This is a genomic window from Lachnoclostridium sp. MSJ-17, assembly GCF_018918205.1.
Taxonomy (GTDB): domain Bacteria; phylum Bacillota; class Clostridia; order Oscillospirales; family Acutalibacteraceae; genus Ruminococcoides.
The window spans coordinates 15,501-38,180 of the sequence record NZ_JAHLQB010000017.1 but is presented as its reverse complement, the minus strand read 5'-3'; the positions used below and the strand labels follow the sequence as shown (position 1 = coordinate 38,180).

Annotated in this window: 18 protein-coding genes; 10 read left to right on the top strand and 8 right to left on the bottom strand. The window is 54.8% G+C overall.

All coding sequences use genetic code 11. The annotated features are described in order from the left end of the window. Positions 1-29 precede the first annotated feature (29 nt). From KQI64_RS01165 to KQI64_RS01155, 3 genes are read right to left on the bottom strand one after another with little or no spacing between them, the layout of a single operon-like run. Positions 30-1,979 carry a hypothetical protein gene (locus tag KQI64_RS01165; RefSeq protein WP_216522947.1) on the bottom strand — a complete coding sequence of 650 codons (1,950 nt, stop codon included), beginning with the start codon at positions 1,977-1,979 and terminating at the stop codon, positions 30-32. Then, positions 1,957-2,856, bottom strand: coding sequence for an ABC transporter ATP-binding protein (locus KQI64_RS01160; RefSeq protein WP_216522946.1), 900 nt, complete (start codon positions 2,854-2,856; stop codon positions 1,957-1,959). The genes KQI64_RS01165 and KQI64_RS01160 overlap by 23 nt, the downstream gene beginning before the upstream one ends. Next, entirely contained in the window at positions 2,849-3,226 is a 378-nt protein-coding gene (locus KQI64_RS01155) for a GntR family transcriptional regulator (protein WP_216522945.1), read from the bottom strand. Before KQI64_RS01155 ends, KQI64_RS01160 begins: the two co-directional genes overlap by 8 nt. A 450-nt stretch (positions 3,227-3,676) precedes the next feature. On the opposite strand from KQI64_RS01155, the gene fliB reads away from it, so the two are divergent. Beyond that, positions 3,677-4,711: a flagellin lysine-N-methylase gene (fliB, locus tag KQI64_RS01150; RefSeq protein ID WP_216522944.1), complete on the top strand. Its 1,035-nt coding sequence runs from the start codon at positions 3,677-3,679 to the stop codon at positions 4,709-4,711. Positions 4,712-4,787: 76 nt separating this feature from the next. Here fliB and KQI64_RS01145 read toward each other — a convergent pair whose 3' ends face one another. The 3 genes from KQI64_RS01145 to KQI64_RS01135 form a co-directional block, all read right to left on the bottom strand. Beyond that, a complete protein-coding gene (locus tag KQI64_RS01145; RefSeq protein WP_216522943.1) occupies positions 4,788-6,908 on the bottom strand; it encodes an HD-GYP domain-containing protein in 2,121 nt (706 codons plus the stop codon). Between the two features lie 124 nt (positions 6,909-7,032). Further along, positions 7,033-9,498: an adenosine deaminase gene (locus tag KQI64_RS01140; protein WP_216522942.1), complete on the bottom strand. Its 2,466-nt coding sequence runs from the start codon at positions 9,496-9,498 to the stop codon at positions 7,033-7,035. A gap of 2 nt (positions 9,499-9,500) precedes the next feature. Next, positions 9,501-10,349 carry a C39 family peptidase gene (locus KQI64_RS01135; protein ID WP_216522941.1) on the bottom strand — a complete coding sequence of 283 codons (849 nt, stop codon included), beginning with the start codon at positions 10,347-10,349 and terminating at the stop codon, positions 9,501-9,503. 152 nt (positions 10,350-10,501) lie between these two features. On the opposite strand from KQI64_RS01135, the gene KQI64_RS01130 reads away from it, so the two are divergent. From KQI64_RS01130 to KQI64_RS01090, 9 genes are all read left to right on the top strand, one after another. Next, on the top strand, positions 10,502-10,699 hold the full coding sequence (locus tag KQI64_RS01130; RefSeq protein WP_216522940.1) for a hypothetical protein: 198 nt from the start codon (positions 10,502-10,504) through the stop codon (positions 10,697-10,699). Positions 10,700-10,768: 69 nt separating this feature from the next. After that, complete coding sequence (trpE, locus tag KQI64_RS01125) at positions 10,769-12,232, top strand: anthranilate synthase component I (RefSeq protein ID WP_216522939.1); 1,464 nt, start codon at positions 10,769-10,771, stop codon at positions 12,230-12,232. Continuing rightward, positions 12,232-12,798, top strand: coding sequence for an anthranilate synthase component II (locus KQI64_RS01120; RefSeq protein ID WP_216522938.1), 567 nt, complete (start codon positions 12,232-12,234; stop codon positions 12,796-12,798). The genes trpE and KQI64_RS01120 overlap by 1 nt, the downstream gene beginning before the upstream one ends. Positions 12,799-12,825: 27 nt before the next feature. Beyond that, entirely contained in the window at positions 12,826-13,857 is a 1,032-nt protein-coding gene (gene trpD, locus KQI64_RS01115) for an anthranilate phosphoribosyltransferase (protein ID WP_216522937.1), read from the top strand. Further along, the gene (gene trpC, locus KQI64_RS01110; protein WP_216522936.1) at positions 13,854-14,636 is read left to right on the top strand and encodes an indole-3-glycerol phosphate synthase TrpC; all 783 of its coding nucleotides are present in this window, start codon (positions 13,854-13,856) and stop codon (positions 14,634-14,636) included. Before trpD ends, trpC begins: the two co-directional genes overlap by 4 nt. Then, on the top strand, positions 14,633-15,241 hold the full coding sequence (locus KQI64_RS01105; protein WP_216522935.1) for a phosphoribosylanthranilate isomerase: 609 nt from the start codon (positions 14,633-14,635) through the stop codon (positions 15,239-15,241). The genes trpC and KQI64_RS01105 overlap by 4 nt, the downstream gene beginning before the upstream one ends. Next, positions 15,238-16,428 (top strand): tryptophan synthase subunit beta, encoded by a 1,191-nt coding sequence (gene trpB, locus KQI64_RS01100; RefSeq protein WP_216522934.1) that lies wholly within the window; start codon positions 15,238-15,240, stop codon positions 16,426-16,428. The genes KQI64_RS01105 and trpB overlap by 4 nt, the downstream gene beginning before the upstream one ends. Next, on the top strand, positions 16,421-17,197 hold the full coding sequence (gene trpA, locus KQI64_RS01095; protein ID WP_216522933.1) for a tryptophan synthase subunit alpha: 777 nt from the start codon (positions 16,421-16,423) through the stop codon (positions 17,195-17,197). Before trpB ends, trpA begins: the two co-directional genes overlap by 8 nt. A gap of 384 nt (positions 17,198-17,581) precedes the next feature. After that, positions 17,582-18,286: a hypothetical protein gene (locus KQI64_RS01090; protein WP_216522932.1), complete on the top strand. Its 705-nt coding sequence runs from the start codon at positions 17,582-17,584 to the stop codon at positions 18,284-18,286. 3 nt (positions 18,287-18,289) lie between these two features. Here KQI64_RS01090 and KQI64_RS01085 read toward each other — a convergent pair whose 3' ends face one another. Together KQI64_RS01085 and KQI64_RS01080 are read right to left on the bottom strand one after the other, a co-directional pair. After that, positions 18,290-19,522: a GGDEF domain-containing protein gene (locus KQI64_RS01085; RefSeq protein ID WP_216522931.1), complete on the bottom strand. Its 1,233-nt coding sequence runs from the start codon at positions 19,520-19,522 to the stop codon at positions 18,290-18,292. Positions 19,523-19,547: 25 nt separating this feature from the next. Beyond that, positions 19,548-22,526 (bottom strand): GGDEF and EAL domain-containing protein, encoded by a 2,979-nt coding sequence (locus KQI64_RS01080; RefSeq protein WP_216522930.1) that lies wholly within the window; start codon positions 22,524-22,526, stop codon positions 19,548-19,550. Positions 22,527-22,680: the final 154 nt, after the last annotated feature.

The window sequence follows — 22,680 nt, the reverse complement described above, 5'->3', positions numbered from 1 at the left end:
AAAGGCGCAGCCTGAGCCGCGCCTTTCGCTTATCTGTATGGATTCTGATAATACCAGCTCTGTATTTCCAGATTGTTGTCATCGTCGAGCGCGCCGATCTCGCGCATCGCTTTCAGAGTCCGGGTGTAGTCCTCGCTGATATATCCCCTGTCGCCGCTCGAGCTTGCAGAGTACGACATAGCGGCGATCATCGCGCCGAGGAAGGAATTTCCGCCGGCATTGTCCTTTTTGACGTACCTGATATCTATCCGCACCACGGCGTCATTCGGCTTGACCTCGCCGTGCTCGGCAAAGTCCTTGCGGAAAGCCGTCATGACCTTCTCGATATCCGCCTTAGCTGTGGGATTGTTGTTGTCCTCCTCAATATAAATCGGCGAATTGATAAGGTAATCGTACCTGTCGCCGTCGTCCTTGGGAACCGACACGCCCAGCGAAATTATCTCGTCATACCTCGCGTTCATAATGCTGCTGTAGCGGAGATAATACTCCGTGCTGCCGAGGATACCGTCGACGGCTACCGTGTTGATGTCGTAATAATTCACGCCGGTCTCGTAGTAGCAGCGCGTCGAGACAAAGCCGCTGCTGAGCTTGTAGGACACGATGTAGCCGCTGTCGTAGAACGTCGAGCCGACGCCGCTCATTATCATGTTGTACCAGATATCCGCGTAAGGGTTGTAATCCGCGGTCTCGAAGTTATTGATGATACTGCGGTGAAAGTCAGTGATATTGCCGATATTCTTCGCGTCGGTGCAGTCGTCGGCGGCGAGATTGCCAAGCTCGACCGCGTTGAGCTTGCCCTTGAAATAGCAGTCCTCGAGGTCGATAACGCCCGCGCTTTTTACGCTTTCAGCGTCGGGTACAAAGCGGTTGTAGCCGAACAGGTCGAAGCTGAGCACAAACATCACGCCCGCGACGACGACAACAAGACCTCCGAGAGGGATAGCGGTTTTGACGAGCTTGTTAACTCCGCGGTAGAGTATCATGTGGGTGATGACGTAGGCGGGAACGCTGCCGAGCACAAAGCCGAACATAAATCCCGCGAACGGAATGAAGAGCACTCCGAGGGCGCCGAAGATGCTGCCGAGGAACATTCCGAAGTCAAAGGCGACGAGCACCTTGACCATGTAGGCGGGCAGCCAATAGGCAAAGGAGGTCTGGGCGCATTCGGCGCGTCTTTTTTTGACAAGATATATGCCGAGCGCAAGACAGGCTGCGGTGAAGATAATCCAGTAAATGATATTTCCGCCGCCGTATGCCGAGAGCGGATTGAGAGCCTTCATGATGAAGCTGTTCTCGTAAATTATCAGCGGAAGTCCGCGCAGGAATGACGTAGCCGTGCCCTTGATGAACAGAGCCGCCACGACGTAGGCGAAGTTTATCGCGATGAACGAGATAACGCTGTTTACGGTGGTGCCGCAGCAGACCGCGAGCAGTCCGTAGAACGAGATGCAGGCTATCGAGCCGAGCAGAAGATTGAGGTAAATTCCCGTGACCTCGTTGACGAGCGGCTGACCGAAGCATATCGATATCAGCGCGATAAGCGAGAGAAAGAACATCGTCGGAATTATCGAGAATATGTAAGCCGAGACGGTCTTGGCGGCGTAGAAGGTGCGGCGGCTTATCGGAAGCGCGCCGTACATGTCAGCCTTGCGCTTGTTGTGCAGATATGAATAGATGCGTATGGTGTAGATGATAGTGAACACCGCGTTGAGAGCGAAAACCGCGTAGGACGCGACGATCTGAAAAATCTTTACCGCTCCCTTTATCGCGTCGAAATCGATAGACGAGGGATTCGCCGTACTCCAAGAATCCGTCGCCTCGGTAAAGCCCGCGACAAGGCAGATAGTCAGAATGACCGTGGTGAACACTGCCGCCAATATCGCGAATATCAGCAGCGCGCCCGAGCAGTTGTAAAGCTCCCACTTGAAGGTCGTCAGGCACTGCCTGAATCTGCCCTTAGAGGATACTGTTTGTGTCATAACCCGCAGCCCCCATTTCACTGATAAAAATCTCCTCAAGGGTCAGCGGCATGGCTGAGATATATGCGGGCTGCAGGGCGTTGAGCCTCGGCATAAACTCCTCCTCCGTTCCCCTGATGGTAACGTTGAATACATTTCCGTTGCGCCAGACGCTTATGGCGTTGATGCCCTCAAAGAGGTTCGGCACGTTTGGCACCTGTTTGAAGGCTATCTGAACCTTTCTGAACTCGTGGCGCAGAGAATCGATATCCCTCTCCATGAGCACCGAACCGCGGTGCATAAGGCAGATGCGGTCGCACAAGTCCTCAAGCTCGCGCAGATTGTGCGAGGCGATGATGACCGTCATCTGATGCTCGGCGACGTGCTCGATAAGAATGCGCTTGAGCAGGTGCCGTACAACGGGGTCAAGGCCGTCAAATATCTCGTCGAGAAACAGATACCTCGGGCAGGTCGAAAGCGCGAGGATAAGCGCCGCCTGACGCTGCATGCCCTTTGACATGTTGATTATCCTGTCCTTCGTGTTAATCGGGAAAACCGAGCAGTAGCGCATGTACGCTTCGTCGCTCCAGTGCGGATAAAGCTCGCGGTAGAGCACAGCGGTGTTCTCGATAGTGCTGTTGTTGTAGAAGAACGGAAAGTCGGGAATGAAAAAGCACTCGCCCTTCGCGGCGGGATTGTCGAAAAGCTCCCTGCCGTCGAGCAGAATCGTGCCTTCTTCCCCTCTGAAAACCCCGGCGAGCATTCGCAGCAGGGTAGATTTACCGCTGCCGTTGCTGCCGACCAAGCCGGTAACGGTTCCCTCGCGGACGGTGAGATCAAGGCGGTTTACCGCGACGACCTTCTCGAACCGTTTGGTCAGCCCTCTGATTTCAATCAAAACAATACCTCCCTCTGTACAATTCCTCGATGATGCCGAGCAGCTCTTCCTTTTGCGCTCCGAGAGCGAAGGCGTTCTTTGCCGCCCTTCTGAACTCGTCGAGCGTCATCAGCTTCTGAGCCGAATCAGCGGTCAGCTTGTCGGTGAGAAAGCTGCCCCTGCCTACCGAGGAATAGATATATCCCTCGTTTTCAAGCTCACGGTAAGCCTTAGCCGCGGTGTTCGGGTTGATGCCCAGATCAGACGCGATACTTCGCACGGGCGGAAGCTTGTCGCCCGGCTGAATGACGCCCGCAGCCGCAAGCCTTATCACGCTGTTGTACAGCTGCTCGTAAATAGGTTCTCTAGCCGCAAAATCAATTTGAAACATTCTCTCTCCCCCTCAAAAATGTCACCAATCGAAAGTCTTGTATTAGTAAATTTAATACATGTTTATCATAATATAAAGTTCTGAGGATGTCAAGGGTTTAGGGGGCATTATTCGTAGTTGGTAGTTGGTAGAAATTAAATCCGACGTTTTGATTTACACCGTAGCGACAGCTGTAGCCAGCCGGCAACCCTTTTGTCGCCTGTGGCGACATTTCCCCTTGAAAGGGGAATCACCTTGCGGCTGTCAGGGAACGTGAACAGAACGTTATTGTAATATGATACTAACCGCGATAAACGTGCATTTTCCGGTGTATCATATTCCGGTAAACATCTGCCGTTACTGCTGACTACAATTGTCCATTGTCAATTGTCAATTGTCCATTGTCCATTGTCCTATCCCTTGCCAAACCCCGGAAACTATGGTATGATTGCCGTAAGGAAGTGACATAAAATGCATGAAATCTACCCCTCATTCTACCGCGAATTCAAGTGTATCGCGAATCTTTGCGAGGACAGCTGCTGCAAGGACTGGGATATCGACATCGACAGCGCCACCGAGGAGTTTTACAAGACCGTAGAGGGCTCTCTCGGCGACAAAATGCGCAGGCTCCTCGTTACCGACGAATACGGCGAGCGGATATTTCCCTGCACCGACGGCAGGTGTCCGTTCTGGAACAAGGACATGCTCTGCGACATATATATCGGTATCGGCGAGGAACACCTCAGCCGGACCTGCGCGAATTTCCCGAGGGTCGCCGTTGATTACGGCAATTTCCGCGAGCACCTTCTCTCCTTCGCCTGCCCCGAGGCGGCGAGGTTCATGCTTAAAAACTCAAGGGAAGCCTACTCCGATTTCGGAAGCTCCACAGAGCTCAGCATCAGCTCAGACGACGAGGTGATGAGCTTCCTGCTCAAGGCGCGCGGGAAAACCCTTGATTATCTTCTGAACAGCGGCGAGCCATTCGCCTACCGCCTTGCCGACTGCCTTGAGTTCAACGCTCAGGTTCAGGCTGTGCTCGACGGTGAGGAACCCGAGCCGCTCGACCTCGGCAGCGCCGAAAGCGACGGCTGCGGCTTTATCTTTGATATGCACAGGGAATTTGAAATAATGAGCGGAGAGTGGAAGGACGCTCTCGATGAAACCGCCGCGATCGCTCAGGAGCTGAGAATCAGCGAGAGCTTTGCAGGTGACTTTGAGAAATTCGCGCTGTATTATGTCTACCGCTACTACCTTGAGGCGGTGAACTCCGGCGACGTGCTCTACTCGATAAAGCGAATCGTCTGCGCGTATCTTGTCACCGGAAAGCTCGACGCGCTGTTTTGCGAAAGAAATTACCCGTATCCGCGCATGAGGATACTGCAGCGGTACTCAAAGGAAGTCGAGCACTCCTACGACAACACCGAAGCGCTCAACTCAGCCTTCGACTCGGACGAGAGGTTCAAGGCAGAAAACCTGATATCCCTCCTCGAGAGCGAGGCAGGGTGAAAAAAAACAGAGGCTTGCTGCCTCTGTTTTTTTAGTTGGTAGTACACTCTTTCTACTACTAACTACCTACTATCCCCTATTCCTCGCTATTCTCCTCCGCGACTCTGCGGATCTCGTCCTCGGCGTCGATGAACGCCTTTACTACCTTCTCGTCAAAATGCGTGCCTGCGTCCTTGACTATGATCTCGATCGCCTTGTCGACCGAGAACGGCGTCTTGTAGCTGCGGCGCGAAACCAGCGCGTCAAACACGTCGGCGACCGCCATTATTCTCGCTGACAGAGGTATCTCCTCGCCCTTTAGACCGAGCGGATAGCCCTTGCCGTTCCATTTTTCGTGGTGCGCGGCGGCGAGGTTCCTTGCCTCGCGCAGATATCCCGAATCGCCCGAGATAGAGGCGATTGCCCTGTCGATGATCTCTCCTCCGGCGGTGGTGTGCTCCTGAATCTGCTTGTATTCTTCTTCGGTCAGTCTGCCGGGCTTGTTGAGCACCGCGTCGGGAACGTGTATCTTGCCTATATCGTGAAGCGGCGCGGAATGAACAACGTCGTCGATGAATCCGTCGTTCATCTGCTCGGCGTAAATGCCCTCGCGCTTCATCTGTTCCATGATGATCTTGGTGTAGGCGGCGGTCTTTTTGATGTGGTCGCCGGTGCACTGATCGCGGCTCTCGACCATGTCAGCGAGAACCATGATAAGACCGTTCTGGAGCTTCGATATCTGCTCGCCCTTTTCCTGAACCTCGCCGATATAGCCCATGGTATCGGAGGTAGTTTTCAGGATAGCGGTGTAGAGGTTCTCGATCTCGTCGCCGGTGTGGATATTCAGATCTCTCAGCCGCTCAACGCTCTCCTCGCGGGCCTCGGCGGTGTCGTAGGCAAAGTCGTTGGTCGCCTCGGTTATGCGGTTTATGGGTTCGGTGATGAAACGGTCGGATATCCACATCGCGAATATCATTATCAGCGAGAGGAAGCCGATGAACAGCGAGATAAGCCGCGTCAGGAAGGATACCTCGTTGCCGCGCATGCGTTCCATTGACATGTCAGCCGCCGCGTAACAGAGATTATCGCCCTCGCCGAGCGGCTGATAGACCGTCAGCATCCAGCCGTACTCGTCGTTTGTGATGACCGGCTCGATCTCCTTTCCCGCGAGGAAGTCATCGAGCTGCTGCCGCATTGTGATGTTGTGCTCGAGCCTGTCGCCGTGCTTGTCAGCCTTGAGCTGGGGCGTGTCGAGGTCAAAGACGACCGTGGTGCCGTCCTCGGTGATCTTGTAAACGTAGATATAGGTGACGTCGGGAACGCTGTCGTTGACGCTGTAGAGCATATCCTCGATGTCGGCGTACTCCTCGTCGTCCCTGCCCTTTTCAATGTAAATATCGAGCCTGTCGGGGTCGATGTTCCGCGCCATCATCGCGGTCACGCGCCTGCCCTCGTCGATATACTTGTCAATTGTCGCGTGGTGGTACTGCAAAATGCAGACCGTCACGGCAGATACCGCGACGAGCGTCGACGAGACGCCCACGAGAAGCAGCACCTTGGCGCGCAGCGAGAGCTTTTTGCGCTTGACGTTTGAGCTGCTGCCGCTGAAAAACGCTATCTGCTCCTTGAAAACCCCGCAGTAGGCGATGAATCTCTTTGGCAGGAGCTTCCACAGCAGGAGAGCGGCGGCGGTTGAGATCGCCTTGTCCGCGATATCGATCAGGAAGTTCGCCGTCAGGTCGGCGGTGAAGCGGCTCATTCCCGTAATGCTTACGATATTCTGCGCAAGCATACCGGCAGCTCCCTCGCCGGAGCTGAGTCCGTACAAAAACCACGTCAATATTCCTCCGCCTATTCCTCCGAACACGGCGAAGGTCAGCACTGCGGCGAGAACCTTCGGGAACTTCGTCAGCCACCCCGTCCTCGCGAAAAACGCCGCAGCCCACGCGATGAGCACGCTGACAAAGCAGTAGTAGGTCGTCATGTTGTCGCCGATGCCGGCGATAATGTTGTACAAGAAGCCGACCGCGATGCACGGCAGATATCCGCCGACAAGAGCGGTCAGTATCGTGCCGATATTGTCGAGGTAAAACGGCAGTTTGAACCATACGTTTAGCCTCGCGCCGAGAATATTGATAAGTATGCCGCAGGCAGTCAGCCCCGCGAACATCAATAAGCTTTTCTTTTTGCCGATGCGCGCCTGATTTGACTCAAGCATAAACAACCCTCCCCGATTCGGACAAAATAAACTGCTTGTATAATATAATATTATTAGTATTGCACGACAATGTCAAGAAAAATTTTAGGGGACAGACAAAACTGACCCCTAAAAAATAATTTCTCTATTCGCTGTTTCTCTCCCAGACCCTCTGCGCGTCGCGGAGAATCGCCTGAGCGGAGCTCTCGTCCTCGATGAAGCTCACATAGCCCTGAATGGCTCTCGCCTTTTCGCAGAGAATCCGCGCGTGCCGGTTGACGAATATCCGCGCTTCTCTTTTGCCGTTCTTCGCCTCCTGAATAGTGTTCGCGCCGGCGGAATTGCCGTCGAGAGCAATGACCACGGACGGTCTGCGCTTGAATATCTCGTAGGCAAAGCTCTTGTAGAGTCCCATTCTCGTCGGCTCTATCGACACCCGCACTCCTACCCCGCTCTTTTGGAGGCGGCGGGCTTCGGCGGCGGTTATCCTTGTCGGGACGATCGCGAAAACCTCGAACCTTCCGTCCGAGAGTCTTAGCAGCTCGCGCTCGTAGCCCGTCAGACGGCTGCCTATCACAAAGCAGAACCGCTCAGGGTCGAGCCGCCCGGTAAGCTCCCTGAGCAGTCCGAGCATCGGCTCCTTTACGCGCGTTGAGTGACGGCTGCTGTTGAAGCTTCCGCCGAGCACGACTACAGGCACCTTTCCGGCGGGTATCTCCCGTATCTGTCCGCTCAGACAGACCGCGCTGTCGAGCTTTTGCGGCGCGATAACTATATCCGGCTCCTCGGGTACGGCTTGCGCGATTTTTTCGCTCAGATACTCCTCAACTCCTGAGGTGAGGAGCTTTTCAAACGTCCTCTTTTTCTCCTCAAAATCGCGCATGCTCGACTTCCGCACCACCTCCTCGGCATGCTTCATCGCGAGCATGTCCTCATACGAGAGGTCAAGCAAACGCTCGAGCGCGAGCTGTTCGTCGATCGAATCGGTGCCGTAGAGCGCTCCTCCGTCGGTGCCCTGAACGCAGAACACTCCGCCGCGCAGATAGCGGCGTATCGGGTGGTTATCAAGCGAGCTGAGGTTGTTGAGCCGGACGTTTGAGGTCAGCTGGAACTCCAGCACGACCTTGTTTTCGCGCAGGTCGTTGATCAGCTGCTTTCCCTTTTGAGAACGGAGATTCGCGGTGTACAGACCGTGGCCTATCCTCAGGCGCGGCATGGGCTGACCCTCGGCGAGAGCCTCGCGCACGCAGGCGAGGGAATTCGCCACGTTGTCGCGGAGTCCGTCGTTTTCGCCCGCGTGAATGCGTATCACAAACCCGCTGTGCTCCGCCGCGATCTTTACAAGCTCATTTATCACGGCGCGCAGCTCGCGGATATCGTTTATCTCCTCGCCGACGATGTCGCTTCCCGCGACATAAGGGTCGTCGGCTATGGCGCTGATAGTGCTCAGCTGCCGCTGAGTATCCTCAAACGCGCCTGCTCTGTCGCGCACGATAGTCAGCGGAATCCTGCGCAGAGCCGCCAGAAATCGCAGGGTAACCCCTGTTTCACGCTCGACCTTGGGCAGGATATCGTGAGCCTGAGCGAGGGTGTGAGCCGCCGCTTCGGGCTTTGCAAGGCTCGTGTCGGATATCTCGAGATAGCTGACTCCGCGCTTTTTAGCTCCGCGCGCGATCCAGAGCAGCTTGTTCTGAAACAGAGTCAGATTGCGGTAATCCTCGCTCTTGCCGTCGGAGATCATCTTTCCGACCGCGTCAGCGACGTCCGCGTCGGGGATATCGCGGTAATTATCGATAGAAATATTTTCGCCGTAAGGAACGCCCTTTGTAAAGACGTAGCGGTAGAGATAGACCTTCTCGAGGTTCGTGAACACCGCCTGACCGTCCTTGAGTATCGTCAGCGACGCGCGAATCTTGGGTATGTTGTACTCCGCGTTTTCAAGGTTGTTCAAAATAAAGTCCGCGAAATTGATGAAGGTGTTGTCGTCGATTTTGCGCGTGAGGTACTTGCCGCTGAGCGGGCTGTCCTCAAACTGCTTGGCGGCTTCCTTTCTGCGCTGAGCGAGCTGTTCGCGCTGTTCCTGAGTGCAGCGCAGGTTAAGCTTTTTTATATAGTATAACGGATATCTGATCCGGTGGTAAATTCCGAGGGCTATCAGCAAATCCGCGTCGAGGTTCGCGCTCATGTGGGTGTGCAGGTCGGTGCGGAACTTGTACTCGCGGCGGATATAGGTCTTGACGAGAGTTTTCCTGACGTCGAGGCGGTAGTCCTTGGTCTGGCTCATCAGGGTCTTTGAAATGGCTGGAATGTACGCCTTGCGCTCTATTTCGCCGCCGGGATAGATATTCGCGACCTTCGTGTCCGCAAGCCTGAGCACATAGACCTCGCGGTTGCGCTCGTCGACATAACAGGGAACCTCGCCCTTTATGACCTTCAAGCCGTCCTCGCCCTTACTCAGAGGAAGCGAACAGAGGTTGGCGAGGTTTGTGATGAGATTGCCCTTCGCGTGGTACGGAGTGCGCAGCAGATAGCTCATAACGCCGTCGGTCAGGTCAAGCTCAACGATGATATCCTTTTCCTTGTCAAGATAAAATTTTCCGAAATACGCCATACTCAGTCCTCCGTCGGGTGTAACAGGACAACCGCCTGCGAGCCCATCTCTGCAAAAACGCTCTCGCACTGTTCCCTTTCATACCATACCGTTGCCGCGTCGAGCGAATCCGCGAAGCAGAAGTTTTCGTCGTCGTAACCGGTCAGGAGCATGCAGTGCTCGTTAACAGGCCACGAAAACTCGCCGCCGACCTCGGTTTTGGCGTTCTCGTCGGCATAGTCCACAGTCCAACTGATGAATTCCTCGGGCAGCTCCATGTCGGTGGTTATCCAGACCATGACGGGCATGCCGCGGGAAATATATTTTTCACACAGCCCGCCGAGCGTGAGGCCGTACACGGTTTCAGCCCTGTCGTCAGAGTCGTTGTCGCCGAGATAATCATTTATCGCGTTCGTGAGCACGGGAGCGTACGCGCCGTAGCCGAACTCCGGCTCTCCGGCGAACGCGCTGTACAAATCGGGGCCGTAGTAGCCGCAGCCGTCCGAATAATTTTCGCGGACGGGTATGTAATTCTGCGAAAAATCCTGAGCGTCGGCTTCATAGCCGTAAAAGCCGAGCAAAGTCACCGCCGCGTAAATCTCGCAGCCCGACTCAAGCTCGTCCTGAAGCATAGGCTCGATTTTTATCTGATGAACATCGGGCGCGGACTCGTCAGCAGCGGGAGCGGTGCCGTCAGCCGCAGTGTCGGCGGTCGCGGTGTCTATGGTCGCGGTATCAGCGGTTGCGGCAACGGCTGCAGCTGTGGTCGTTTGGGGAACGGAGGTTTCCGCATTTGTCACGCAGCCCGCAAGAACAGCGGCGGACATGGCGCAGGCGAGAAAAAGCCGCGCGGATATTGACATAAAACGCATGAGAAAGCCCCCTTTTCTATTAAGTTATTATATCAAACCCTGTCGGTCTTGTCTACAAAAGATGTCAAAAACCTATTGACTTTTTACCTTCGCCGTGCTATAATTCTATCAATTTCATAAATTAAACCGTTGAAGCGGAGATAACGGCAATCATGCCTTTACAGAGAGCCCGCGGCGCTGAGAGCCGGGTGAGAAACAAGTTGTCAAATGGACCGCTGAGGGCGCAGTCAAACGCGTTTACGCGCGGAGTATTCTGCGACGTTGAAGGCAGACGTCATTTGCCGGGGATATGCAGGTATCCCGCTAAGCGCACGGGTCACGCCGTGAATTTAAGGTGGCACCGCGGATAATTTCGTTTATTCGTCCTTAACAGAGCTTGTATTCTGTTAAGGATTTTTTATTTTTTGGAGGTCATTATTATGAAGGTTTTGCCAACGCTTTCCGAAGCGCTCGAAATCGCGGCGACGGGCAAATACGACGTATTGCCGCTGAGCTTTGAGCTGCTCTCGGACTTCACCACGCCTATCGAGACGATGAGGGTACTCAAATCGGTTTCCACACACTGCTACATGCTCGAATCCGCCCAGGCAAACGACCGCTGGGGACGCTACACCTTCCTCGGCTTTGACCCGAAAATGGAGATAACCTGCATCGACGGCGAGATGAAGGCAGGCGATACCGTGATGCATACCGACAATCCGTCTGACTACCTGCGCACGCTTCTGTCGCGTTACAAAAGCCCGCGCTTTGATTATCTTCCGCCGTTCACGGGCGGCTTGGTGGGCTACTTCTCCTACGACTACCTCGGCTACAGCGAGCCGAGCGTAAAGCGGAACGTCGAGGACAGCGAAGCCTTCAAGGACGTCGACCTCATGCTGTTCGACAAGGTCATCGCCTTCGACAACGTCAGACAGAAGATAATTCTCATTGTAAATATGCGGCTCGACGACGGCGAGGACGGCTACAACAGAGCCGTTTCAGACCTCAATAACCTCGCCGGACTGCTCAAAAGCGGCAAAAAATCCCAGGAAAAGAGCGGTAAGCTCACAGGCGGGGTCACTCCGCTGTTCAATAAGGACGAATACTGCGGCATGGTAGAGCGTGCGAAAAAGCATATCCGCGAGGGCGACATCTTCCAGATAGTGCTCTCAAACCGCCTGAGCGCGCCGTTTGAGGGAAGCCTGCTCAACACCTACCGGGTTCTGCGCACGATAAATCCCTCGCCTTACATGTTCTACTTCTCGGGAACGGACGTCGAGGTTGCGGGAGCCTCGCCCGAGACCCTCGTAAAGCTCGAGGACGGAGTTCTCCACACCTTCCCCTTAGCCGGAACAAGACCCCGCGGAAAGACCGAGAAGGAGGATTTACAGCTCGAGCGCGAGCTGCTCGCGGACGAGAAGGAGCTTGCCGAGCACAACATGCTCGTCGATCTGGGCAGGAATGACCTCGGCAAAATCAGCAGCTTCGGCACCGTCTCTGTCGAAAAGCTTCATTCTATCGAGCGTTACTCCCACGTAATGCACATCGGCTCGACCGTCAGAGGTGAGATACGCCCCGGCAAGGACGCTCTCGACGCGATAGAAGCGGTGCTTCCGGCGGGAACGCTCTCGGGCGCGCCCAAGATACGCGCCTGTCAGCTTATCGGCGACCTCGAGAACAACAAGCGCGGCATCTACGGCGGCGCTATCGGATACATCGACTTCACGGGCAACATGGACACCTGCATCGCGATACGCATCGCCTACAAGAAAAACGGCAGGGTATTCGTCAGAAGCGGCGCGGGAATCGTCGCCGACTCGAACCCCGAAAAGGAATTTGAGGAGTGCCTCAACAAGGCGAAATCGTCCTTACGCGCGCTTGAGCTTGCGCAGGAGGTGGAATAATGGTACTGCTTATCGACAACTACGACAGCTTTTCATACAATCTCTACCAGTACGTCGGCGAGCTCGAGCCGGAAATAAAGGTTATCCGCAACGACGAGCTTTCAGTTGACGAAATACGCGCCCTGAAACCCGACAGAATAATCCTCTCGCCGGGTCCGGGACGTCCCGAGGACGCCGGAGTCATCATCGACGTTGTAAAGCAGCTCGGCGGCGAGATACCGATACTCGGCGTTTGTCTCGGTCATCAGGCAATCTGCGCGGCATACGGAGCCGCGATCACCTACGCAAAGCAGCTCATGCACGGCAAGCAGAGCGGCGTTAAGTTCGACAAGACCTGCATTCTCTTTAAGAACTGCCCCGAGACCGCGCCCGTAGCGAGGTATCACTCCCTCGCGGCAGACGCTGACACCATGCCCGACTGCCTAAAAATCACAGCGAGGACTTCCGACGGCGAGATAATGGCGGTGCAGCACAGGGATTTTGCGGTGTACGGAGTGCAGTTCCACCCCGAATCGATAATGACTCCCGACGGTAAGCAGATGCTCAGGGATTTTATATACGGATAACAAGGTTATAGAAAGTGAGTAATAATTATGATCAAGGAAGCAATCGTCAAAATCGTCAACAAGGAAGATCTGACATACTCGGAGGCATACGCTGTCATGAACGAGATAATGAACGGCGAGACCACGCCCACACAGAACGCGGCGTTCCTCGCTTCTCTCTCGACAAAGAGCGCGAAGGCTGAGACCACCGACGAGATCGCGGGCTGCGCGGCTGCAATGCGCGACCACGCCACGAAGGTCGAGACAGACATGGACGTGTTTGAGATCGTCGGCACAGGCGGCGACAACGCCCACAGCTTCAATATCTCCACCACCTCGGCACTCGTCGCGGCGGCAGGCGGAATGAAGGTCGCAAAGCACGGAAACCGCGCCGCTTCGTCGAGCAGCGGCACAGCCGACTGCCTTGAAGCCCTCGGCGTGAATATCAATCAAAGCCCCGAAAGGTGCGTCGAGCTTCTCAGCGAAGCCGGAATGTGCTTCTTCTTCGCGCAGAAGTACCACACCTCGATGAAGTACGTCGGCGCGATCCGCCGCGAGCTGGGCTTCCGCACGGTTTTCAACATTCTCGGACCTCTCACCAACCCGGCTTCTCCCTCAATGCAGCTCCTCGGCGTTTATGACGCTTACCTCGTTGAGCCGCTCGCTCAGGTTCTTGTAAGCCTCGGCGTAAAGCGCGGAATGGTAGTCTACGGCACCGACAAGCTCGACGAGATCTCCCTCAGCGCGCCGACAAAGGTCTGCGAGATCAAGGACGGCTGGTTCAAGACCTACTACATCAAGCCCGAGGACTTCGGCTTTGAGCGCTGCACAAAGGACGACCTCAAAGGCGGCACTCCTGAGGAGAACGCTCAGATCACACGCGACATTCTCTCTGGAATGCAGGGTCACAAGCGCAACGCCGTGCTTCTCAACGCGGGCGCGGCTCTGTACATCGGCGGCAAGGCTGAGTCAATGAGCGACGGAATCAAGCTCGCGGCTGAAATCATCGATTCGGGCAAGGCTCTGGAGACGCTTGAAAAGGTCATAGAAGTCAGCAACCGCCCGGAGGATAACGCATGAATATCCTTGACAAGCTCGCCGCTCACGCAAGGGAACGCTGCGAGGCGGCAAAGAAGAATATTTCTCTTGAAGAAATAAAGTCTCTCGCGGAAGCTGCTCCCAAGGGCGATTTCGCCTTTGAGAAGGCGCTGAAAAAGCCCGGATTATCATTCATCTGCGAGTGCAAAAAGGCTTCTCCGTCAAAGGGGCTGATCGCACCGGACTTTCCGTACCTCGAAATAGCCAAGGAGTACGAACAGGCAGGCGCGGACTGCATCTCCGTCCTGACCGAGCCGAAGTGGTTCCTCGGAAGCGAGGAATATCTCAGAGAGATCGCCGCCGAGGTGAATATCCCCTGTCTGCGCAAGGACTTCACGGTCGACGAGTACATGATCTACGAGGCAAAGCTCCTCGGAGCGTCGGCGGTGCTGCTGATAGCCGCGATACTGAGCGAAGGTCAGCTGAAAGAATACATAGATATCTGCGACAGGCTCGGCTTGTCGGCTCTCGTTGAAGCGCATAACGAGGAAGAAGTAAACAGCGCGGTAAAAGCCGGAGCGAGAATAATCGGAGTCAACAACCGCAACCTCAAGGACTTCTCGGTCGACACCGAAAACAGCAAACGGCTGAGGAAGCTGATACCGCGGGATATTATCTTCGTCGCGGAGAGCGGAATAAAAACGGCAGCTGACGCGCGTTCACTGAGCGAAATCGGCGCCGACGCGGTGCTCGTAGGCGAAACGCTGATGAGAGCCGCGGACAAAAAGCAAAAACTTAACGAACTGAGGGGTATAATATGACTAAGATAAAGCTGTGCGGACTTTCCCGCATCGAAGATATAGAAGCCGCGAACCAACTCAAGCCCGACTTCATCGGCTTTGTTTTCGCTCAGAAGAGCAAACGCAGGGTCTCGCACCTCAAGGCGGCTGAGCTCAAGAGCAAGCTCAACCCCGGCACAAAGGCGGTCGGCGTGTTCCTCGACGACGACCTCGACACCGTAGGCGCGCTGATGAACCTCGGCATCGTCGACATGGTACAGCTCCACGGCAGCGAGGACGAGGAATACATCACAAAGCTCCGCGCGATCACCGACAAGCCGATCATCAAGGCATTCATCATCAACTCCGCCGACGACCTCAGGCGCGCCGGGGAAAGCACTGCGGACTACGTTCTTCTCGACGGCGGCAAGGGCGAGGGCAGAGCCTTCAACTGGGAGCTGCTCGAAAGGATAAAACGCCCGTTCTTCCTCGCGGGAGGACTGAACCCCGGTAACGCCGAGGCTGCCGTAGCCGACCTGCACCCATACGCGGTGGACGTGAGCACGGGCATCGAGACAGACGGAGTAAAGGACAAGAATAAAATGACGGCATTCGTGGAAGCCGTAAGAAAGGGAGAAGAAAAATGACAAATCCAAAGGGACGCTTCGGCATTCACGGCGGGCAGTACATTCCCGAAACGCTGATGAACGCCGTGAACGAGCTGGAGGAAGCTTATTATCACTACAAAAACGACCCCGAATTCAACCGCGAGCTGACGGAGCTGCTCAACGACTACGCGGGCAGACCGTCAAGGCTCTACTACGCCGGGAAGATGACAAAGGATCTCGGCGGCGCGAAGATATACCTCAAGCGCGAGGACTTAAACCACACGGGCGCGCATAAGATAAACAACGTGCTCGGACAGGCTCTGCTCGCCAAGAAAATGGGCAAGACAAGACTCATCGCCGAGACCGGCGCGGGTCAGCACGGCGTAGCCACAGCCACGGCAGCGGCTCTCATGGGCATGGAGTGCGTGGTTTTCATGGGCGAGGAGGACACGGTCCGTCAGGCTCTCAACGTCTACCGCATGCGCCTGCTCGGAGCTGAGGTAATTCCCGTCAAGACAGGCACGCGCACCCTCAAGGACGCGGTAAGCGAGGCAATGAGAGAGTGGACGACGAGGATCTCCGACACCCACTACTGTCTCGGCTCGGTCATGGGACCTCACCCCTTCCCCACTATCGTCCGCGATTTTCAGGCGGTGATCTCAAAGGAGATCAAGGAGCAGATGCTCGAGAAGGAAGGCAGACTGCCCGACGCCGTTCTCGCCTGCGTAGGCGGCGGCTCAAACGCTATCGGAAGCTTCTATAATTTCATTGACGACAAGGACGTGCGGCTGATCGGCTGCGAAGCCGCGGGCAGAGGTATCGACACCTTCGAGACCGCCGCGACGATCTCGACCGGCAGTCTCGGAATTTTCCACGGCATGAAGTCATATTTCTGTCAGGACGCCTTTGGTCAGATCGCTCCCGTATACTCGATCTCGGCGGGTCTTGACTACCCGGGCGTAGGACCCGAGCACGCTCACCTCTACGACACCGGCAGGGCTGAGTACGTCGCGGTCACCGACGACGAGGCGGTAAACGCCTTTGAGTACCTCTCGAGAACCGAGGGAATCATTCCCGCGATCGAGTCCTCACACGCGCTTGCTCACGCGATCAAGCTCGCGCCGACTATGGATAAGGACAAGATAATCGTCGTCACGGTCTCGGGCAGAGGCGACAAGGACTGCGCGGCTATCGCGCGCTACAGAGGGGAGGATATCCATGAGTAATATCGCAAAGGCATTCCAAAACGGCAAGGCGTTCATTCCGTTCATCACCTGCGGCGACCCCGACCTCGTGACCACGGCGGCGGCAGTGAGAGAAGCCGTGAGAAACGGCGCCGACCTGATCGAGCTGGGCATACCCTTCTCCGACCCGACAGCAGAGGGTCCCGTTATTCAGGGCGCGAACCTGCGCGCGCTGAGCGGCGGAATCAACACCGACATGATCTTCTCCTTCGTGCGCGGACTGCGCAGCGACGTGACTGTTCCGATGGTTTTCATGACCTACGCGAACGTCGTGTTCTCCTACGGCGCGGAAAAATTCATTTCGACCTGCGCCGAAATCGGCATTGACGGTCTGATTTTGCCGGACATTCCCTACGAGGAGAAGGAAGAATTCCTTCCGCTCTGTCATCAGTACGGAGTTGATCTGATCTCGCTCATCGCTCCGACCTCACAAAACCGCGTCGGCATGATCGCGAGGGAAGCCGAGGGCTTCATCTATCTCGTGTCGAGCCTCGGCGTAACGGGCGAGCGCAGCAGCATAAACACCGACCTCAGCGATATCGTCAGGACTATCCGTGAGAACACAAGCGTGCCCGTCGCGGTAGGCTTCGGCATTTCGACTCCCGAACAGGCGCGGGCTATGGCGTCCGTGTCCGACGGAGCGATAGTCGGCTCGGCGATCGTCAGGCTCCTCGAAAAGCACGGCAAGGACGCGCCGGAGCACATCGGCGAATACGTAAAGTCCATGAAGGACGCGATAAGAGATCTGTGATTTTTTAATAATATAAAAGCAAAGCCTTCCCACGGCGGGAAGGCTTTTTTCATGCACAGGATTTATATTCGGAAAATGCACGTTTATCGCGGTTAAATTCATATAAGGTAAAGTTCGGTTCACGTTCCCTGACAGCCGCAAGGTGATTCCCCTTTCAAGGGGAAATGTCGCCACAGGCGACAAAAGGGTTGCCGGCTGGCTACAGCTGTCGCTACGGTGTAAATCAGAACGTTAAAATCAACTACCAACTACCCAACTACCAACTGCCAACTACCCAAAAATTGCATAAAAATATGCAATTTTTTCCGATTTCGTACCCTTAGTGAAAGGGGAAATCATTTTTATGAATATATTTTACTCAATTAAAATGGCGGAGGTGGTTTCGTGCTTGAGGGCGGATTCATAAAGCTTCACAGAAAAATTACAAAATGGGAATGGTACCGCAACGCGAACACCTTCCGCGTGTTTATTCATCTGCTGTTGTCGGCGAACTACGAGAGCCACGGCTTTGAGGGCAGAACGATCGAACGCGGTCAGTGCGTGACGAGCGTGAGCAGGCTGTCGCAGGAACTAAAGCTTTCGGTCAAGTCAATCAGAACTGCGCTTAAACACCTGAAATCGACAAACGAGGTGGCAATCCAAACAACCCCGCAATTCTCGATTATTACTATAAAAAACTACGATTTATATCAGCATGTGTCAATCGAAAGGGCAAACGAAGGGCAAACCATCGGCAAGCCAACGGCAAACGAAGGGCAACAATGGAAGAAAGATAAAGAAAGAAAAAGAAAGAATAAGAATGGAGAGAGGGGTGAGCTCTCTCCGCATGGAACATTTATGAATGTATTTTTGTCTGATTCTGAGGTAAGGGATCTCAGAGAAAAGTATCCTTCTCACTATATGGACAAGATCGACAGGCTCTCGCGCGTGATAGAGAGCAAGGGCAGGAATTATTCCAACCACTACGCGACCTTGCTCGACTGGCTGACAGAGGACGTCGGAAAAGCGCACAATGCCGCTGAAAAGCTCAAGCCCTCCTACGACATCGGGGAGCTTGAGGAGATCAATTGGCTGGAGGACTATGCCTGACGGCTATTCGTTTACCGACTGCTCCTGCCAGTGCATTCTCTTCAGCTCGCTCTTGCGCGCGTACATGTTTTTGTCCGCGCGTTCGAATATATCGCGGATATTGTGGTCAATCTCCCTGATGTACTCAGCCATACCCGAGGCGACGACTACCCTGCCGGCGCGCTGGTTTTCCTCGGACTGACAGTCAAACGACAAAAGCAGACCCTCGCGGTTTTTGTAGTCCTCGCCCATGAGGATAACGGCGAACTCGTCGCCGCCGATGCGGTATACGGGGCTGTGCTCAAAGAACTCGCTGATGAGCATCGAGGCGGTGTAAATATAAATATCGCCGGTGTCGTGACCCATTGTGTCGTTGACGGTTTTGAGGTCGTTCACGTCAAAAACGGCGACTGCCATATCCTCAGCCTGATTCCTGCGGATCAGTTGGTTGATCCTTTCGGCGTCCTCCAGGTAAGCCTGCTTGCTTCCTACGCCCGTGAGCGGGTCGGTGTATATCTTCTTTTTGGCGGAACCCAGCTCAGCGCTCTGCTCCTGCTCGCGCCTGAGCATTTCCTCAAGCTCCCTGTGCTGCTCCTCCTTTTCGTCCTCGACGACGAGAGAGTGCAGCAGGCAGCTGCTGAACAGAAAGCCCATTGAGTACAGCGGCAGCATCGGGTGGTAAAACTGAACGCTGATAAGCACGGCAAAGCCCAGCGTACTCAGCTCGATGGTGTGGCACAGACGTTTTGACGCGACAGCGTCCTTCTGCTTTGTGACAAAGGTATTGACCGCCGCCAAGGCAAAGAGCAGCACCTGCATCAGGAGCGTCGAGTACCTCGCGGTTCCCGGGTGATAGCCCGCGTCCCCGTCTATCCAGAAGAGTATCGGGTTAAAGAAATTGATTATCAGCATTATGACGACGCTCAGAAGCATCGCCGCTCCGAGGAACGACACCACCCTGCTGAACAGGCTGCGCTCCTCCATATACTCGGTGACAAAGCGCGTCCAGAGCACAAAGCCCGTCATCATCGCAAGAAAGAATATCGCCGATGCCGCGTAGAGCGGAATGGCGAGCTGATACTCGTACATAATGCCCCAAAGCGCGTCGACCGCACAGAAAATGATCGCGCTGACGATATAGTCGCGGTATTCCCGCCTCGCGGGCATGACGGTATACGTGCTTCGGTGCCAGAACAGATCACGGTTGATGACAAGGTGAATCACAACTGCCATTATTCCGATTATTGCGTAATACATTAAAGTTCACCTCCGCAGGGGTGCTTCAGGGTTTTTCTGCCTTTGCCATTCCGACAAGAAGCTGAGGTCCGTCGTCCTCCTCGACGAGAGCCGCCTTTAGACAGACGGGAATGACTCTGCCGTCAAAGATAATGCGGTAGAATATGCGGTAGATACCGTTTTCTTTGACCTGACTCATTACCTTTTCCTTTGTCAGCTCACTCTTGATATGCTCCACGTCCTCGGGGACGGCGTTGCCTGTCGCGACTCTGCGCGCCGCCGCAAAGAAATCGCTGCCCTCCGTGTGAAGATTGAGCGTGTGGTATTCCTTGATCGCGCTGTATTCGATAAAGTCGTCGGTCTCGGGATCGACCGTGTATAGGCAGATAAAGCCCTCGGACAGAGCTGTTATCCTCGAATAGGCAATACGCTCCTGCTTCATGCGCTCAAACGCCTTTTTCTGACGCATCTGCGTGTCGACGTTGTTCGCGCCGATGATGATGTGGTCGGGGTCGGAATTGATACGCACCGCCTTGAGGTTTACGTATCTGGGAACTCCGTTGATTATCAGGCGGTAGCTGAGCGTAAAAACGCCTGTGGCTTCGATCTCGTTGAGTATCTTTTCCTTTTTGAACGCGGCGCGGAACATCTCGACGTCCTCGTAATAAAGCCGTTTGCGGGCGTCGTGTCTGCTCGCGTTAAAGAAGTCGGTGCCGTGTCTTTCGACCTCAAGCTCCTCTGCAGTCGTGTCGGAGCTGTATTCTATAAAATCATTTGTCTTGATGTTGACGTAGTAGATGCCGACAAAGTCCGCGGACAGGGCTTTGGCGATATAGTTATAGATGATCGGGGCTTTGCCGGAATCTGTGATCGCGAGAACCGCGATAGCGACAGCCCTTGTGTCGGTCACGTGGTTGAAGGCTATTCGCTTGCAGAATCTGTGAACGACGGAGCCGTCGGGCATCTCGGTGTTAATGACCATCTTCTCGCCCGTTTCCGCGCACTCGCAGATCGCGTTGACAACAGTTCTGCCTACCCTGTTACAGCTCTCGGTGTAGCTCAGCCATGAGCCGAACGGGAAGCAGTCCTTTTTGACCTTATTCATGAAGGCGCGGTAGGAGTCGTTGTAGCGGATAAGCTTGAGACGGTCCTCGTTGATCTCGAGGATAGCCATGGGAACGGTGTTGAAATAGTTCTCAAAGGACTCGCTGTCGTCGTTTGAGAGAATGGTGAGGTCGTAGAGGTTGACCTTGCCGATGGACGCGAAATAGTCAGCCTCCTCGGGATTCTCGTAGCCTATCTGCCTGTTGTTTGCGTAACGGTCAAGTATCTGCTCGTACGGAATGGCGCGGCAGAAGTAGTAGCCCTGCATCATTGTACAGCCGATCTGACGCAGGAAATCGACCTGCTCCTGTGTCTCGACGCCCTCGCATACGGTGTCGCAGCCGAGGGAAACAGCCATGCGTATCAGCTCGGTGAGCACGATCTTGTTCTTGCCGCCGCCCTCGAATTCCTTCATGAAGTGCATGTCGTATTTGATAACGTCGAAGTGAATGCTCTGGAGCACCTCGGGGTTTGAATAGCCCGAACCGAAGTCGTCCATCCAGACGCGGAAGCCCAGAGAGCGCAGGCGGTCGATCTGGGATTTCATAAAGTCGAAATCCGTGCCGATTATGCTCTCTGTCACCTCTATATTTATCCTGTCGCGGCTCAGACCCGAGGCGTCTACCCTCTTGCGTATCTCCTCGACGATATCGCAGGCGTCAAAGTCCGCGCGCGAGAGGTTGATCGAATGCGCCACGACGTAAAGATTCGTCTCAGCCTGCATCTTCATTTTTGCGATCACCTGATCGGTGACGTGCAGATCGAGCTTGTATATAAGATTAGCTTCCTCGAGGACGGGAATGAACTCCGAAGGCGGAATCATGCCCTCGACGGGGTCTATCCAGCGGACAAGAGCCTCCTCGTCGCAGACGTTGCCGTTTGCCGAGCGGATGATCGGCTGATAGTAGACCTTTATCCAGCCCTCCTCGATAGCCTTGTCGAGATTGTCAATAAAATACCTGCGCCTCTCGGTTTTTGCGAGCATTTCTCCGTCGAAATAGCGGTAGTTCGAAAGGTAGCTGCTGCGCATGGTGTCGCAGGCGAATTTTGCGCGGTCGCACTCAAGGCTGATATCCTCGCCGCCGTCCTTGTCAAGACAGATTCCGACGCGCACGGGAAGCGAGCGGTCGCCGTTATCGACGCGGAAGCTTGTAAAAATCTCTGAAATAACGTCCTCGATACCGTCCGCGTCCGCTATAGCGCAGAAGTGGTCGGAGCCGAAGCGGCTGCAGTTCTCGTTGCCGAAACGCAGCTTGAGGATATCCGCGAAGGAACGGAGCAGGTTATCGCCCTCCGCAAAGCCGTACTTGCGGTTGAAATACTTCATTCCGCACAGATCCATGTACAGCAGCGCCGCGGTTTTGCCGCTCTCGCAGAACGTCTTGCGCGATTCGCGCGCAAGCTCAAAGAAATAAGACATATTCGGCAGTCCGGTGAGGTAGTCGTAGTAGCCGGTCTTTATCATATTCTCCTCGCGCATGATCTTCTTCATCGCGCCGCTAAGTTCGTTGTCTTTTCCGTCGCCGTCGGAGGTGTAGCTGCCCTCGTCGGTGTACCATATGTACGCGAGTCTGATTCCCTCCTCGGTATAAACGTGCTCGCCCAGCGAGTGTACGATTATGTAATCAGTCTTGTTTTGGGGCAGGGTGCGGTAGACGACCTCGTACCTGCCGCCCTCGGTGGCAAAGCGGTACGCCGCGTCAGCGGCTCTCGACCTGTCCTCGGGGTGTGTGTCGCGGTACATGTCGTGATCCATGAGATAATACGCTTCATCCTTGTCGTCAAAACCGAACAGCTCGCAGAAGCCGTCGGAAAGCAGTATCGTCACAACCCTCTTGTCTATAAACTGATAAACGGCGAGAGGTACCCGCAGCTTTTCGAGAGCCGCTTTGGTCGCGCTGTCAAACTGATATCTCTCCATTATCGCACCATCCTTTTTGCGGGGTATTCCTATGTATAATCATATGATTTTTTTGACGGTATGTCAATATTTTTCGTCAATATTTCCGCGAAATCAAGGGAGAGAAGCAGTTGGGTAGTTGGGTAGTTGGTAGTTGATTTTGACGTACTACACA